Genomic DNA, 15,079 nt, shown 5'->3' on the forward strand with positions numbered 1-15,079 from the left:
CGGCTACTGCTGAGCGCCGCGGCCGGAGGGCAGCTCCCGGACCGCTCGGGCGAAGGACTCGCCGCGCTCCTGGTAGTTGGTGAACATGTCCATCGAGGCACACGCCGGAGCCAGGAGGACGGTGTCCCCCGGACCGGCGAGCCGTGCCGCCTCCCGGACGGCCGCGGCCATCGCCCCAGTGTCGGTCCGGTCGAGGTCCACCACCGGCACATCGGGGGCGTGTCGCGCCAGCGCCTCCCTGATCAGCGCCCGGTCGGCGCCGATCAGCACGACGCCGCGCAGCCGCCCGGCGGCGGCGGTCGCCAGCTCGTCGAAGGTGGCACCCTTGGCCAGGCCGCCGGCGATCCAGACGATGGAGTCATAGGCGGCCAGCGAGGCCTCGGCGGCGTGGGTGTTGGTGGCCTTGGAGTCGTCCACATAGGCCACGCCGGCCACATCCGCGACATGGGCGATGCGGTGGGCGTCGGGCCGGAAGGAGCGCAGTCCGTCGCGTACCGCCCTGGGTTCCACGCCGAAGGCGCGGGCCAGGGCGGCGGCGGCCAGGGCGTTGGCGATGTTGTGCGGTGCCGCCTTTCCCGACTGGGGGGCGATGTCCGAGACCTCGGCCAGCTCCTGGGCGTTGCGCTGCCGGTCGGCGACAAAGGCCCGGTCCACCAGGATGCCGTCCACCACGCCGAGTTCGGAGAGCCGGGGCGGCCCCAGGGTGAAGCCGATGGCCCGGCAGCCCTCCTCCACATCGGCCTGCTCCACCAGGCGCTCGGTGGCCGGGTCGGCCGCGTTGTAGACGCAGGCCACCTTGTTGCCCTGGTAGATCCGGCCCTTGTCGGCGGCGTACGCCTTCATCGAGCCATGCCAGTCCAGGTGGTCCGGGGCCAGGTTGAGCACCGCGGCCGAGTGGGCGCGCAGCGAGGGCGCCCAGTGCAGCTGGTAACTGGAGAGCTCCACGGCCAGCACGTCATAGGGCTCCTGGCAGAGCACCACATCGATGATGGGGGTGCCGATGTTGCCGACGGCGGCGGTGCGCAGTCCGGCGGCCTCCAGGATGGCGGCCAGCATCCGCACGGTGGTGGTCTTGCCGTTGGTGCCGGTGACGGCCAGCCAGGGGGGTGCCCCCTCGCCGCGCAGCCGCCAGGCGATCTCCACATCGCCCACCACGTCCACCCCGGCCTCGGCGGCGGCCGCGAACAGCGGGCTGTCGGGGCGCCAGCCGGGCGAGGTGACGATCAGTTCGGTGTCCTCGGGGAGGGTTTCCGCGTCTCCCAGGCGAACGGTGATGCCCTCGGCCTGGAGCCGCTCGGCGCGCTCGCGCAGGGCCGGGCCGTCGCCGCCGTCCACCACGGTGACGCGGGCGCCCAGGCCGGCCAGGGCGCGGGCGGCGCTGATGCCGCTCACGCCGAGGCCGGCGACGGTGATCCGCTGGTCGGTGAAGTCGCTGAGGGTCACTTGATGGCCAGCCATCCGGCGTAGAAGATGCCCAGGCCGACGGCCACGCACAGGCCCTGGATGATCCAGAACCGGACCACCACAAGGACCTCGCTCCACCCCTTGAGTTCGAAGTGGTGCTGGAGCGGGGCCATCCGGAAGACCCGCTTACGGGTCAGCCGGAAGGAGCCGACCTGGATGACCACGGACATGGTGATCAGCACGAACAGGCCGCCCAGCAGGGCCAGCAGCAGCTCGGTGCGGGAGCAGATGGCCAGGCCGGCCAGGGCGCCGCCCAGGGCCAGCGAGCCGGTGTCGCCCATGAAGATCTTGGCGGGTGAGGTGTTCCACCACAGGAAGCCGAAGCAGGAGCCCATCAGGGCGGAGGCCACCACGGCCAGGTCGAGCGGGTCGCGTACCTCGTAACAGCCGGCGCCGGCGGTCAGCGAGTTGCCGCACCACTGGCCGTGCTGCCAGGTGCCGATGAAGACATAGGCGCCGAAGACCATCACCGAGGCGCCGGTGGCCAGGCCGTCCAGGCCGTCGGTGAGGTTAACGCCGTTGGACATGGCCAGGATCATGAACAGCGCCCAGACCACGAAGATCACCGGGCCGACCGACCAGCCGAAGTCCTGGGTGAAGGAGAGCCTGGTGGAGGCCGGGGTCTGGCCCCGGGTGTCGGCGAACTGCAGGGCCAGCACCGCAAAGGCGATGCCGACGATCAGCTGTCCGGCCATCTTGGCCTTGGCGCGCAGGCCCAGGCTCCGCTGCTTGACGATCTTGATGTAGTCGTCCAGGAAGCCCACCAGGCCCATGCCCGCGGTCAGGAACAGCACCAGCAGGCCTGAGGTGGTGGGCGCCTTGCTGGTGATCACCTTGGTGACGGCATAGGCGATCAGGGTGGCCAGGATGAAGGCGATGCCGCCCATGGTGGGCGTGCCCTTCTTGCTGCCGTGGGTGCGCGGGCCGTCGTCGCGGATGAACTGACCGTAGCCCTTGCGGGCCAGGAACTTGATCAACAGCGGGGTGCCGATCAGGGTCAGGAACAGACCGATGACACCCGCGAAGAGGATCTGGTTCATCGACCGGCGACCTCGCCCTCGCCCGCGAGCAGCTGCTCCGCGACCTTCTCCAGGCCGACCGACCTGGACGCCTTCACCAGTACGACGTCTCCCGGGCGCAGCTCGCTGCGCAACAGGTCGATCGCCGCCTGCACGTCGGACACGTGCACCGACTCCTCACCCCACGAACCCTCGTTATAGGCGCCCATGCGCAGCCAGGCCGCTTCCCTGTCCCCGACTGCCACGAGCTTGCTGACGTTGAGCCGGACGGCGAGCCGTCCGACCGCGTCGTGCTCGGCGAGTGACTCCTCGCCCAGCTCGGCCATCTTGCCGAGCACCGCCCACGTACGTCCCCCCTTCGCCCGTGCGGCATCTCCCATGGCGACCAGCGCACGCAGTGCGGCTCGCATGGACTCTGGGTTGGCGTTGTAGGCGTCGTTGACGATCGTCACGCCGTCCGGACGCTCGGTGACCTCCATCCGCCAGCGCGAGAGCTGCCCCGCACCGCCGAGCGCCGCGGCGATCTCGGTGACGGGCATGCCCAGCTCATGGGCGACGGCGGCCGCGGCGAGCGCGTTCGACACGTGGTGCTCACCGTACAGCCGCATGGTCACTTCCCCGCACCCGGTGGGTGTGTGGAGCGTGAAGGAGGGCTGCCCGGTGGCCGTGAGACGCACGTTTTCGGCCCGGATGTCGGCATCGGCGGCCTCGCCGAACAGCAGCACCCGGGCCTTGGTGCGGCTGCTCATGGCGCGCACCAGCGGGTCGTCGGCGTTGAGTACGGCCACGCCGCCCTCGGCGGCGGCCGGCAGCGACTCCACCAGTTCGCCCTTGGCCACCGCAATCTGCTCCCGGCCGCCGAACTCGCCGAGGTGCGCGGTGCCCACATTGAGCACCAGGCCGATCCGCGGCGGGGTGAGCTCGGTGAGGTAGCGGATATGGCCGATGCCCCGGGCGCCCATCTCCAGCACCAGGTAGCGGGTGTCCTCGGTGGCCCGCAGGGCGGTCAGCGGCAGGCCGATCTCGTTGTTGAGGTTGCCGGCCGGGCAGACAGTGGGGCCCAGGGCGCCCAGCAGCTGGCCGATCAGGTCCTTGGTGCTGGTCTTGCCCACCGAGCCGGTGAGCGCCACCGCGGTGGCGCCGATCCGCTCGGCCACGGCGCGGGCCAGGGCGCCCAGCGCCCGTACCACGTCGTCCACCACGATGGCGGGGACGCCCACCGGGCGGGCGGCCAGCACCGCCACCGCGCCCGCCTCGACGGCGCGGTGCGCATAGTCGTGTCCGTCGACATGCTCGCCGGCGAAGGCGGCGAACAGGCCGCCGGGCTCCACCTGGCGGGAGTCGATCACCACCGGGCCGGTGACGGTGCGGTCCGGGTCCGGTATGTCGTACTGCCGCCCGCCGGTGATCCCGGCGATCTCGGCCAGTGAGAGTGCGATCACCGTCGGTCACCTCCGGCCGGGGGCACGGGCTTGAGGGGGGAGGGTTGTACGCGCATGGCGGTCAGATCATCCCTGGTCGTTCGGGTGCGGGGCGGCCGTGCGGCGGTGCTCGATGGCCTCGCGCAGGACCTGGCGGTCGTCGAAGGGGCGGACCACTCCGGCGATGTCCTGGCCCTGCTCATGGCCCTTGCCCAGGACCACGACGGTGTCCCCGGGCCGGGCGCGGTCCACGGCGGCCGCGATGGCGGCGGCGCGGTCCTCCATCAGCAGGACGGTGCCGCGCTCGTCGGCGGGCACCTCGGCGGCGCCCGCGAGCATGGTGGCGAGGATCGCGAGCGGGTCCTCGGAGCGGGGGTTGTCACTGGTCAGCACGGCGGTGTCGGCCAGCCGGGCCAGGGCGGCGCCCATCGGGGCGCGCTTGGTGCGGTCGCGGTCGCCGCCGCAGCCGAGCACCGCGTGCAGCCGGCCGGTGGTGACCTTGCGCAGGGCGCGGAGAACCGATTCGACGGCGTCCGTCTTATGGGCGTAGTCCACCGCCGCCAGGTACGGCTGGCCGGCGTCCACCCGCTCCAGCCGGCCGGGCACCCCGGTCACCGCGGCCACGCCGTCGGCGGCGGCCTGCGCCTCGATCCCGGCGGCGGTCAGCGCCACCACCGCGGCCAGCGCGTTGGCCACATTGAACGGGCCGGGCAGCGGCGCCTTGGCGCGGACCGTACGGCCCTCCGGGCCCAGGATGGTGAAGCTGGAGTCCACCGGGCCGGTCACCACGTCCACGGCCCGCCAGTCGGCGTCCGCGCGGCCCTCGGCCGAGAAGGTGATCACCGGGACCTCGGACTCGCCGGCCGCCAGCCGGCGCCCGTACTCGTCGTCCAGGTTGACCACGCCCAGCCGGCTGCGCTCCTTGGTGAACAGCTCGGCCTTGGCCTGGAAGTAGTCCTCCATGCCGGAGTGGAACTCCATGTGCTCCGGGCTGAGGTTGTTGAAGACCGCCACGTCGAAGACACAGCCGTCCACCCGGCCCAGCCGCAGGGCGTGGCTGGAGACCTCCATGGCCACCGAACGCACCCCGCGCTCCCGCATCACCGCGAACAGGGCCTGCAGGTCGGTGGCCTCGGGGGTGGTGCGCTCGGACTTCAGCCGCTCCTCCCCTATCCGCGACTCCACGGTGCCGATCAGGCCGGTGGGGCCCAGGGTGCGCAGCCCGCCCTCGACAAGGTAGGCGGTGGTGGTCTTGCCGGAGGTGCCGGTGATGCCGATGCGCAGCAGGTCTCGGCCCGGCTCGCCGTAGATGGCGGCGGCCAGCGAGCCCATCCGGCCGCGCGGGTCGGGCACGGTGAGCACCGGCAGGCCGGTGGCGGCGGCGCGCTCGGCGCCCGCCGGGTCGGTGAGCACCGCCACGGCGCCCTGGGCGGCGGCCTGGGCGGCGAAGTCGGCGCCGTGGAAGCGGGCGCCGGGCAGGGCCGCGTAGAGATCGCCGGGGCGTACTGCGCGGGAGTCATGGGTGATGCCGGTGACGGCGGCGGAGCCCTTGGGAGCGGTGATGCCCAGCTGACCGGCCAGCTCCGTCAGCGGTACGGGGCTCACCCGGGCGGGCCGCGGCGCTCCGGGGCTCGGCGCGGGCGGGTTGGTTTGGGACTGATCAGCGTGGGGCACGGCGGTGAGCGTACCGGGCGCACCCGCCCCGTCGCGAAGCGAGGGGCGTGCCGGGCGGTGGTTCCGCCGAGCGGGAGTGCCGTAGCTCACAGTCGGCCCGGGTCAGTCGTAGCTCACCGGCAGCCGGGGGGCCTCGCCGCCGGTGGGCGGCACCTGGAGGGTCTTCAGCGCGAACTCCATGACCTGCCGGTAGACCGGGCCGCAGATCTGGCCGCCGAAGTAGCTGCCGCTGGTGGGGTTCTGGATGGCGCAGTAGACGGTGAGCCGGGGCTGGTCGGCGGGGGCGAAGCCGGCGAAGGAGGCGGTGTAGCCGTGGTAGCGGCCGGTGCGCGGATCCACCCGGTTGGCCGTGCCGGTCTTGCCCGCGACCCGGTAGCCGGGGATCGCCGCCTTGACGCCGGTGCCCTCCCGGTCGTCCACCACCGACTCCAGCATGGCGGTGAGCTCCTTGGCGGTCTTCTCGCTGATCACCCGGGTGCGGGACGGCGCCGGGGCGGGCTCGAAGCGCCCGTCCGGGCCCTTGCTGCCGCGCACCAGGCTGGGCTGGATCCGCTCCCCGCCGTTGGCGATGGTGCTGTAGACCGAGGCGGCCTGCACCGCGTTGAGCGAGAGGCCCTGGCCGAAGGGCACGGTGTACGGCTGGGTGGCGCTCCACTTGGCGGGCGGCACCAGGATGCCGGGGGTCTCGCCGGGGAAGCCCAGGCCGGTGGGCTTGCCCAGGCCGAACTTGTGCAGATACGAGTAGAGGACCTCGTTGGCCCGTTCCCGGGTCTTGCCCAGCTGCTCGCTGGCCAGGATGGTGCCCAGGTTGCTGGATTTGGCGAGCACCCCGTTGAGGGTGAGGTGCCAGGTGGGGTGGTCGATGTCGTCGGCGAAGGAGTGCTCGGCGCGCACCAGCCGGTTGGGCACCTCCACATGGGTGTCCGGGGTGGCCACGCCCTCCTCCAGGACGGCCGCCATGGTCATCACCTTGCTGGTGCTGCCCGGCTCGTAGGCGTCCATCAGCGCGGGGTTGCCCATGGCGGAACGGTCCGCGTGGGCAAGGTCGTTGGGGTTGTAGCCGGGGGCGTTGGCCATGGCCAGGATCTCCCCGGTGCGGGTGTCCTGGACGACCACATAGCCGCGGTCCGCCTGGGACTTGCGCACCTGCTCGGCGATGGCGTTCTGGGCGGCCCACTGGATGTCCCGGTCGATGGTCAGCTCCACATCGGAGCCGGGCACCGCCGCCTGTTCCTTGACGTCCCCGGTGGGCACCTGGCGGCCGCCGGACTGGGCGTAGACCCGCTTGCCGTTCTTGCCCGCCAGCTCCTTGTTGAGCTGGGCCTCCAGGCCGCCGCCGCCCTGGCCGTCGGCGTTGACGAAGCCCAGCAGGCCGGCCGCCAGGTCGCCGTTGGGGTAGACCCGCTTGCTGTGCGCCTCGCGGCCGATGCCGGACAGCAGGTGCAGGCCCTTTTTGCGCGGCGCCTTGGCGGCGGCCTTCTTCTTGAGCTCCCTGATCTGGTTCCACACCTGAGGGGTCTGCTGGCGGGCCAGCACCACATAACGGGACTTGGGGTTGGCGGTGAGCTTCTGCTCCAGGCTGTCGGCGCTCTCCCGCAGCACCGGGGCGAGCAGTTCGGCCGCCTGGCGGGGCCCGCCCGGGGCCTTGAGCCGCTCGGGGGTGAGCAGTCCGGGGTCGGCGGTGATGTCATAGGCGTCCACGGTGGTGGCCAGGTCCACCCCGCCGCGGTCGGTGATGGTGCCGCGCTCGGCGGCCAGGGTGACGGGGATATAGCGGTTGAGGTTGGCCCGGGCCGCGTAGGAGCCGGCGTCCAGCGCCTGGACCTGGAGCAGCCGCACGGTGAAGGCCAGCATGGCCAGGGTCAGTCCGGCGCCGATCAGCCGCAGCCGGGGCTTGGGGCTGCCCAGCCGCAGCGGCCGGCCCGTGGTGCGCTGGCGGGGCGGGTGCGGGGGGCGGGACGGGCGCGCCGGGCGCGCGGGACGCGCCGTGGGGCGCGCGGGGCCGGGAACTGGGCGGCGGGGCTGCCTGGGCGCCGTCACGACCTCACCTGCCTGTCGGTCCGGGGTGCGCGGGGGACGGCGGCGCGGGGGGCACCACCGGGGGGTGCTGCGGTACGCGGCCGGCCGGGGCCGGTGCGGCGGGGGCCGGGGCCGCGGGTGCGGGGCGCTGTGCGCCGGGCGTGGGCGGGTGCGCGGCGGGCGCGGGTGCCGGGGCGGCGGGCGTGGCGGCCGGCGCCGGGTCCGGGGACGGCGCGGGCGGCGGCGGGGCCGGCACGGTGAGCGCGGTGTTGTCCGCGTCGGTGGTGCCCGGGGGCCCGGCCGGGGCGGGCCGGCCATTGACCGTGCCGTCCGGGTTGAGGAACGCGGGCGGGCCGCCGGGCACCATGCCCATCTCGCGGGCCCGGCGCTCCAGCGCGTCCGGCGCGGCCAGCTGATCGACCTCCTGCTGCAGCGCCTGCTGCTCGTCGGTCAGTTCGGTGGTCTTGCGCTGGAGCCGGCTGAGCTCGAAGGAGCCCTGGTTGAGCGAGGAGTTCAGCAGCAGCAGCGAGATCAGGCCGGAGCCCAGCAGCAGCACCACCAGCAGGACGAAGGGCGTCCGCCGGGTCCCCAGGGGTCCCAGCGGCAGCAGCCGCCCCAGCCGGCCGGCCCCGGTCACGGCACGTCCTCGCGGATCCGTTCGGCGCCGCGCAGCCGGGCCGGGGCGGCGCGCCGGTTCTCGGCGATCTCCTCCTCGGTGGGCAGTTCGGCGCCCCGGGTGAGCAGTCTCAGCCGCGGCTGGTAGCGCTCGGGCACCACCGGCAGTCCGGGCGGGGCGGTGGTGGCGGCCCCGGCCGCGAAGACCTGCTTGACGATGCGGTCCTCCAGCGACTGGTAGGACAGCACCGCGATCCGCCCGCCCACCGCCAGCGCGGCGACCGCGGCCGGGATGGCCTGCTCCACGCTGGCCAGTTCGGCGTTGACCTCGATGCGCAGGGCCTGGAAGGTGCGCTTGGCCGGGTTGCCGCCGGTGCGCTTGGCGGCCTGCGGCAGCGCCTCGCGGATCAGCTCCACCAGCCGGGCGCTATTGCTGAACGGCTCCTTCTCGCGCTCCCGGACGATGGCCGAGACAATCCGCTTGGCCTGCTTCTCCTCGCCATAGGCGCGCAGGATGCGCACCAGCTCACCGGGCGGATAGGTGTTGAGCACCTCGGCGGCGCTGATTCCGGTGCTCTGGTCCATGCGCATGTCCAGCGGAGCGTCCTGGGCGTAGGCGAAGCCGCGGTCCGCCTCGTCCAGCTGCATGGAGGAGACACCCAGGTCGAACAGGACGCCCTGGACCTTGGGGATGCCCAGCCGCTGAAGCACCTCGGGCAGTTCGTGATAGACGGCGCGCACCAGGGTGGCGCGCTCCCCGTAGGGGGCCAGCCGTTCCCCGGCCAGGGCGAGCGCGGTGGGGTCCCGGTCCAGGGCGATCAGCCGGGCGTCGGGGAAGGTCTTGAGCAGGGCCTCGCTGTGCCCTCCGGCGCCCAGCGTGCAGTCAACGACCACCGCTCCGGGCTCGGTGAGCGCGGGAGCGAGCATGTCCAGACAGCGCTGGAGCATGACGGGGACGTGTCGCGCGTTGCTGGTCATGCGCCCTTCTGACATCACGGGGCGCGGCGGTACGGACCACCGGGTCCCCGCCCGCTCGAAGGGGAGACGGCCGTCCGGCGCCGGGATGCGGGCCGTACAAGCCGGGAGCGGGAGGAGGCCGAGGGGTGCGTACGCGTCGCGCGCAGTGCGGTTCACTGACGGTTCCGAGGGGAGCGTCGGGCCTCCCACTTCGCGCCACTTTAGTGCACTCGTCCCTTCGGTCAATCAACCGGCCAGCGCGTCCCGCGAGCGGACCGGATACCGCGCGGCGACCCCTCCGTTCACCCGGATGGCGGGAGAGCCCCGGAGTGTGGGTTACCTCACAAGGGGCGACATCGGCGGATTTTTGCCTCCCCCGGTAAGGACGGGCACGGCCTGGCCGATTACCTTCGGTGGCATGCCCATACCCGCACCTCAGCCCTCAGCGCAGCCGGCCCTCTCGGTCACCGATCGCCTGGTCAAGGCCAACGCGGAGTACGCCGCCGCGTTCACCGACCCGGGCATGGACGCCCGTCCCGTCCTGAAGGTGGCGGTCGTCGCCTGTATGGACGCCCGGCTGGACCTGCACGCCGCCCTGGGCCTCGAGCTCGGCGACTGCCACACCATCCGCAACGCGGGCGGTGTGGTCACCGACGACATCATCCGCTCGCTGACCATCAGCCAGCGGGCGCTGGGCACCCGCTCGGTGGTGCTGATCCACCACACCGGCTGCGGGCTGCTCAACCTCACCGAGGACTTCCGGCATGAGCTGGAGGCCGAGGTGGGCCAGCGCCCCTCCTGGGCGGTGGAGGCGTTCAAGGACCTCGACCAGGACGTCCGCCAGTCCATGGAGCGGGTGCGCACCTCGCCGTTCCTGCCGCACCGCGATGACGTCCGCGGCTTTGTCTTCGATGTGCACACCGGTCTGCTGCGGGAGATCGATCCGCGGCACTGATTGTCCTCAGGCGGTGTCATGACACCGCCGGTGCGGCCAGAATGCGTAGGCGACGGCCCCGCTCCTCGAAGGGGCGGGGCCGTTCACGCTTCGGGGTGGGCCGGTCCGTACCCAGGACCAGGGCCCGCATGACGGGCCGAGGAGGGCCGGGTGACGACCTATGACGAGCGAGCGGGCCTGAGCGATCTCAGTGCCACCGCCGGGCGGGTGCGGGCGGCGGTGGAGAGCGTGATCGAGGGCAAGCCGGAGGTCGTGCGGCTCGCCCTGACCGTGCTGCTGGCCGAGGGGCACCTGCTGATCGAGGACGTGCCCGGGGTGGGCAAGACCATGCTCGCCAAGGCGCTGGCCCGCTCGCTGGACTGCTCGGTGCGGCGCATCCAGTTCACCCCCGACCTGCTGCCCTCGGACATCACCGGGGTGAGCGTCTTCGACCAGCAGCGGCGGGACTTCGAGTTCAAGCCGGGCGCCGTCTTCGCCCAGATCGTCATCGGCGACGAGATCAACCGGGCCTCCCCCAAGACCCAGTCGGCGCTGCTGGAGTCGATGGAGGAGCGCCAGGTCACGGTGGACGGGCAGACCTATGAGCTGCCCAGCCCCTTCATGGTGGTGGCCACCCAGAACCCGGTGGAGATGGAGGGCACCTATCCGCTCCCCGAGGCGCAGCGCGACCGCTTTATGGCCCGGGTCTCCATCGGCTACCCCGGGCCGGAGGCCGAGCTGCGGATGCTGGATGCGCACGGGGCCCGCTCCCCGCTGGACGACCTGAGGCCGGTGGCGCACGCCCATGAGATCGTCAAGCTGGTGGAGGCGGTGCGCACGGTGCATGCCGCCGAGCCGGTACGGCGCTACGCGGTGGACCTGGTGGCCGCCACCCGGCAGCACCCGGAGCTGCGGCTGGGCGCCTCGCCGCGGGCCACCCTGCATCTGCTGCGGGCGGCCAAGGCCGCGGCGGCGCTGGCCGGGCGGGACTTCGCGCTGCCGGACGACGTCCAGGCGCTGGCGGTGGCGGTGCTGGCGCACCGGCTGCTGCCCACCGCCCAGGCGCAGTTGAACCGGCGTGGCCCGGAGCAGGTGGTGCTGGACATCCTGCGGCACACCCCGGTGCCCGATCCCTATGGCCGGCCCGCGCCGGGGTCGCGGAGGCCGTGATGCCGGAGGGGGACGGCATGCCGGAGGGGGACGGCACCTGGCGGACGGCGCTGGCCGGGCTGACCACCCGGGGCCGGTCCTTTCTGGCGGCCGGGCTGGCCGCCACCGTCTGCTCCTATGTGCTGGGCCAGTCCGATCTGCTGCGGGTGGGGCTGCTGCTGGCGGTGCTGCCGCTGGTGTGCGTGGTGGTGCTGCACCGCACCCGGCACCGGGTGGCCGGGGACCGGACGCTCTCCCCGTCCCGGGTGCCGGCCTCGGCCGAGGCGCTGGTCACACTGCGGGTGGAGAATGTCTCCCGGGTGCCCACCGGTCTGCTGCTGCTCCAGGACCGGGTGCCCTATGTGCTGGGGCCGCGCCCGCGCTTTGTCCTGGACCGGGTGGAGCCGGGCGGGCGGCGCGAGGTCCGCTACCGCATCCTCTCCGATCTGCGCGGCCGCTATCCGCTGGGGCCACTGCAGTTGCGGCTCACCGACCCCTTTGGGATGTGCGAGCTGACCCGGGGCTTCAGCGGCCGGGATGTGCTGACCGTGGTGCCCCGGGTGGAGCCGCTGCCCGCTCTGCCGCTGGGCGGCGAGGCGGCGGGCTACGGTGACGGCCGGCACCGTTCACTGGCCCTGGCGGGCGCGGACGATGTCATTCCGCGCGGCTACCGGCATGGTGACGATCTGCGCCGGGTGCACTGGCGGTCCACCGCCAGATACGGGGAGTTGATGGTGCGCCGCGAGGAGCGGCCCCGGCGGGCCCAGGGCACGGTGCTGCTGGACACCCGGGGCGGCGCCTTCCAAGGGGCGGGCCCCGACTCGGCGTTCGAGTGGGCGGTCTCGGGTGCCGCCTCCGCCGCGCTGCACCTGCTGGACCGGGGCTTCGCGGTACGGCTGCTGACCGACACCGGCAGCTCGGTGCCGGCCACCGCCGGCGGGGGCGAACTCTCCGAATCCGCCGGGCTGTTGCTGGACGTACTGGCCGAGATCGACCACTCCTCCGGCACCGGGCTGGCGGCCGCCCAGGAGGTGCTGCGCGGCGGCAACGGGGGGCTGTTGGTGGCCTTCTTCGGTGAACTCGACGAGCAGCAGGCGCAGTTGGCCGCCCGGATGCGTCGGCCGGGCGGCACCGCGCTGGCCTTCGTCCTGGACCCCTTCCTCTGGAACGGGCTGCGTTCCCCGCATGGGGAACGGCCGGTTCGGCTGCTGCGCGAGGCGGGCTGGACCGCGCTGCCGGTGGCCCCGGGCGACTCGCTGGCCGCCCTGTGGCAGCGGGCGGGGGCGGTGGGGCCCACGGGGGCAGTGGGGCCGATGGGGCCCGTGCGACCGACGGACGGGCCTTTGGGACCCCTGGGGCCGACGGGGCCCGTGGGGCCCACGGCGGGGCCCATCGGACCGATGGGGAGCGCGCCATGAGCGGCAGCGCGCGGCTGGCACTGTGCGCCACCCTGGCCACCCTGGCCGCCTCCTGTGCGCTGCTGCCGCTGGTCAATGAGAGCCTCTGGCTGGCCCAGGCCGCCTTTCTGCTGGCCGTCCAGGCGGTGGTGGGCGCGCTGGCCCGCCGGGTGCCGCTGCCCCGGGTGCTGACGGTGGCGGTGCAGGCGCTGGTCACCCTGCTGATGCTCACCGTGGCCTTTGCCCGGGAGCAGGCCCTGGCCGGGGTGCTGCCGGGCCCCGAGGCGCTGCGTACCTTCGCCGATCTGCTGCGGCAGGGCGCGGACGATGTGGGCCGCTACGCCATCCCGGCCCCGGCCACCGCCGGGATAAGGCTGCTGCTGATCGCCGGGGTGCTGGTGGTGGGGCTGGTGGTGGACGCGCTGTCGGTCACCTTCCGCAGCGCGGCGCCCGCCGGACTGCCGCTGCTGGCGCTGTACTCGATCAGCGCCGGGCTGGCCCGGGGCGGCGCCGACTGGCTGTGGTTCCTGGTGGCGGCGGCCGGTTATCTGCTGTTGCTGCTGGCCGAGGGGCGGGACCGGCTGGCCCGCTGGGGCCGGGTCTTCCCCGGCGGCGCCCGGGCCGGCTCCCCGGGCTTCGACCCGGCCGCCGGGGGCGGTACGGCCCTGGCGCCGGTGCGCACCGGCCGCCGGATCGGGGCGCTGGCCCTGGGCATCGCGCTGGCCATACCGGCCGTACTGCCCGCCATCGACGGCGGCCTGCTGCGGCCGCACGGCCGGGGCGAGGGGCCCGGCGGGGACGCGGGCGGCACCATCTCGGCGGTCAATCCCCTGGTCTCGCTGCAGAACAGCCTCAACCAGCCGGAGAACCGGGAGGTCCTGCGCTACCGCACCACCACCGCCGCCACTCAGGATCTCTATCTGCGCATCGTGGCGCTGGACCACTTCGACGGCTCCTCCTGGCGGGCCTCGGAACGGCAGGTCACCGAGGTCCCCGAGCGGCTGCCGCTGCCGGAGGGGCTGGCCGCCGGGGTGCGGACCGACCCGGTGAACACCTCGGTGGTGGCCGCGCCCACCTATGGGCAGAACTACCTGCCCATGCCCTATCCGGCCGACCGGGTCCAGACGGGTGGCAAGTGGCGCTACGAGCCGGAGGGCCGGGTGCTGGTCGGTGACCACGGCCAGACCACCCGGGGCCTGCGCTACCAGGTCACCAGCCTGTTCGTACAGCCCACCGCGGCCCAGCTGGCGGCCGCCCCGGCGCCGGAGGAGCGGATCCTGCGCGAGTACACCCGGGTGCCGGCCGGCCTGCCCAAGGTGGTGGAGCGGACGGCCCGCCAGGTGACGGCGGGGGCCGCCAACCCCTATCAGCAGGCGGTGAAGCTACAGGACTGGTTCGCGCTGGGCGGCGGCTTCCGCTACGACACCGAGGTGGAGTCGGGCAGCGGGGAGAACGCCATCGTCCGGTTTCTCACGGACAAGCGGGGGTTCTGCGTCCATTTCTCCTTCACCATGGCCGCCATGGCCCGCACTCTGGGGATTCCGGCCCGGGTGGCGGTGGGCTTCACCTCGGGCACGCCGCAGCCCGATGGGTCGGTGTCGGTGGGGTCCAAGGACGCGCACGCCTGGCCGGAGCTGTACTTCGAGGGCGTGGGGTGGACCCGGTTCGAGCCCACGCCGAGCCGGGGCTCGCAGCCGGACTACACCATCGCGCGGGGTTCCTCCGGCACGCCGGCCGATGTGCCGTCGCCGTCGCGGGGCCGGGACGCCCGGCCCTCGGCGGCGCCCGAGAGCGGGCAGCCCTGCCCGCCCCGGCTGCGGCGGGCCGATGGCTGCCCGCAGCCGCTGTCCCAGCCGGGCGGGGGCGCCTCGGCGGGCGGGCCGCCCGGCTGGGCCCTGGCGGGGCTGGGCGCGGCCGGGCTGGCCGCGGTGCTGCTGACCCTGCCGCCGCTGCTGCGCGGGCGGGTACGGGCCCGGCGGCTGGGCCCCGGCCGGGGCACGCTGGCCGCCTGGCGGGAGCTGACCGACTCCGCCTGGGACTACGGCATCCCGCCCGACGGTTCGCATACGCCGCGGCAGGCGGTGACCCGGATCGTCCGCCTCGGCGGGCTGTCCGGACCGGCGGCGGGGGCGGCGGGCCGGGTGGCCACGGCGGTGGAGCAGGCCCTCTACGCGCCGCACCCGATGGCGGCCCTCGCCCTGGCGGAAGAGGTTCGCCGGGTACGGGCTGGCTTGCGGGCTGCGGCGCCCCGCTGGACGCGGGTACGGGCGGTTCTGGCCCCGCGGTCGTTGGCGCGATTGCTTGCGGTCGCGCTGCCAGTGCGGATGGTCTTTGGCCGTTCACGCAGTTGCCCGCGCCCCTGAGGGTTCCGGTTGTGGGCAGTCGTTCCGCAGGGCGATGGGGGCACCTCCCAGCGGTAGCTGGGGGAGG

Annotated in this window: 11 protein-coding genes; 4 read left to right on the forward strand and 7 right to left on the reverse strand. The window is 73.8% G+C overall.

The genetic code is table 11. The annotated features are described in order from the left end of the window. Positions 1–3: 3 nt before the first annotated feature. The 7 genes from murD to rsmH form a co-directional block, all read right to left on the reverse strand. Entirely contained in the window at positions 4–1,458 is a 1,455-nt protein-coding gene (gene murD / locus CV755_RS14860) for a UDP-N-acetylmuramoyl-L-alanine--D-glutamate ligase (protein ID WP_109280718.1), read from the reverse strand. Next, positions 1,440–2,504 (reverse strand): phospho-N-acetylmuramoyl-pentapeptide-transferase, encoded by a 1,065-nt coding sequence (mraY, locus tag CV755_RS14865; RefSeq protein ID WP_109280719.1) that lies wholly within the window; start codon positions 2,502–2,504, stop codon positions 1,440–1,442. The genes murD and mraY overlap by 19 nt, the downstream gene beginning before the upstream one ends. After that, complete coding sequence (locus CV755_RS14870) at positions 2,501–3,925, reverse strand: UDP-N-acetylmuramoyl-tripeptide--D-alanyl-D-alanine ligase (RefSeq protein ID WP_109280720.1); 1,425 nt, start codon at positions 3,923–3,925, stop codon at positions 2,501–2,503. The genes mraY and CV755_RS14870 overlap by 4 nt, the downstream gene beginning before the upstream one ends. Before the next feature lie 66 nt (positions 3,926–3,991). Next, positions 3,992–5,668: a UDP-N-acetylmuramoyl-L-alanyl-D-glutamate--2,6-diaminopimelate ligase gene (locus tag CV755_RS14875; RefSeq protein WP_109280721.1), complete on the reverse strand. Its 1,677-nt coding sequence runs from the start codon at positions 5,666–5,668 to the stop codon at positions 3,992–3,994. Between the two features lie 12 nt (positions 5,669–5,680). Further along, positions 5,681–7,618 (reverse strand): peptidoglycan D,D-transpeptidase FtsI family protein, encoded by a 1,938-nt coding sequence (locus CV755_RS14880; protein WP_109280722.1) that lies wholly within the window; start codon positions 7,616–7,618, stop codon positions 5,681–5,683. Between the two features lie 4 nt (positions 7,619–7,622). After that, positions 7,623–8,234, reverse strand: coding sequence for a cell division protein FtsL (ftsL, locus tag CV755_RS14885; RefSeq protein WP_109280723.1), 612 nt, complete (start codon positions 8,232–8,234; stop codon positions 7,623–7,625). Continuing rightward, positions 8,231–9,190 (reverse strand): 16S rRNA (cytosine(1402)-N(4))-methyltransferase RsmH, encoded by a 960-nt coding sequence (gene rsmH, locus CV755_RS14890; RefSeq protein ID WP_109280724.1) that lies wholly within the window; start codon positions 9,188–9,190, stop codon positions 8,231–8,233. Before rsmH ends, ftsL begins: the two co-directional genes overlap by 4 nt. Before the next feature lie 397 nt (positions 9,191–9,587). On the opposite strand from rsmH, the gene CV755_RS14895 reads away from it, so the two are divergent. From CV755_RS14895 to CV755_RS14910, 4 genes are all read left to right on the forward strand, one after another. Beyond that, entirely contained in the window at positions 9,588–10,124 is a 537-nt protein-coding gene (locus CV755_RS14895) for a beta-class carbonic anhydrase (protein WP_109280725.1), read from the forward strand. 150 nt (positions 10,125–10,274) lie between these two features. Beyond that, positions 10,275–11,273: an AAA family ATPase gene (locus CV755_RS14900; protein ID WP_109280726.1), complete on the forward strand. Its 999-nt coding sequence runs from the start codon at positions 10,275–10,277 to the stop codon at positions 11,271–11,273. Then, positions 11,273–12,670: a DUF58 domain-containing protein gene (locus CV755_RS14905; RefSeq protein ID WP_109280727.1), complete on the forward strand. Its 1,398-nt coding sequence runs from the start codon at positions 11,273–11,275 to the stop codon at positions 12,668–12,670. Before CV755_RS14900 ends, CV755_RS14905 begins: the two co-directional genes overlap by 1 nt. Beyond that, on the forward strand, positions 12,667–15,012 hold the full coding sequence (locus CV755_RS14910) for a transglutaminase TgpA family protein (protein WP_109280728.1): 2,346 nt from the start codon (positions 12,667–12,669) through the stop codon (positions 15,010–15,012). The genes CV755_RS14905 and CV755_RS14910 overlap by 4 nt, the downstream gene beginning before the upstream one ends. Positions 15,013–15,079 lie beyond the last annotated feature (67 nt).

Origin of the sequence: Streptomyces orinoci (genome assembly GCF_003121295.1) — a bacterium.
Classification (GTDB): Bacteria; Actinomycetota; Actinomycetes; order Streptomycetales; family Streptomycetaceae; genus Streptomyces; species Streptomyces orinoci.

Bases quoted from the DNA above. Each gene is read 5' to 3' on its own strand.
- mraY (WP_109280719.1), bottom strand. From the start codon at position 2,504: ATGAACCAGATCCTCTTCGCGGGTGTCATCGGTCTGTTCCTGACCCTG.
- murD (WP_109280718.1), bottom strand. From the start codon at position 1,458: ATGGCTGGCCATCAAGTGACCCTCAGCGACTTCACCGACCAGCGGATC.
- CV755_RS14910 (WP_109280728.1), top strand. From the start codon at position 12,667: ATGAGCGGCAGCGCGCGGCTGGCACTGTGCGCCACCCTGGCCACCCTG.
- CV755_RS14895 (WP_109280725.1), top strand. From the start codon at position 9,588: ATGCCCATACCCGCACCTCAGCCCTCAGCGCAGCCGGCCCTCTCGGTC.
- CV755_RS14905 (WP_109280727.1), top strand. From the start codon at position 11,273: ATGCCGGAGGGGGACGGCATGCCGGAGGGGGACGGCACCTGGCGGACG.
- rsmH (WP_109280724.1), bottom strand. From the start codon at position 9,190: ATGACCAGCAACGCGCGACACGTCCCCGTCATGCTCCAGCGCTGTCTG.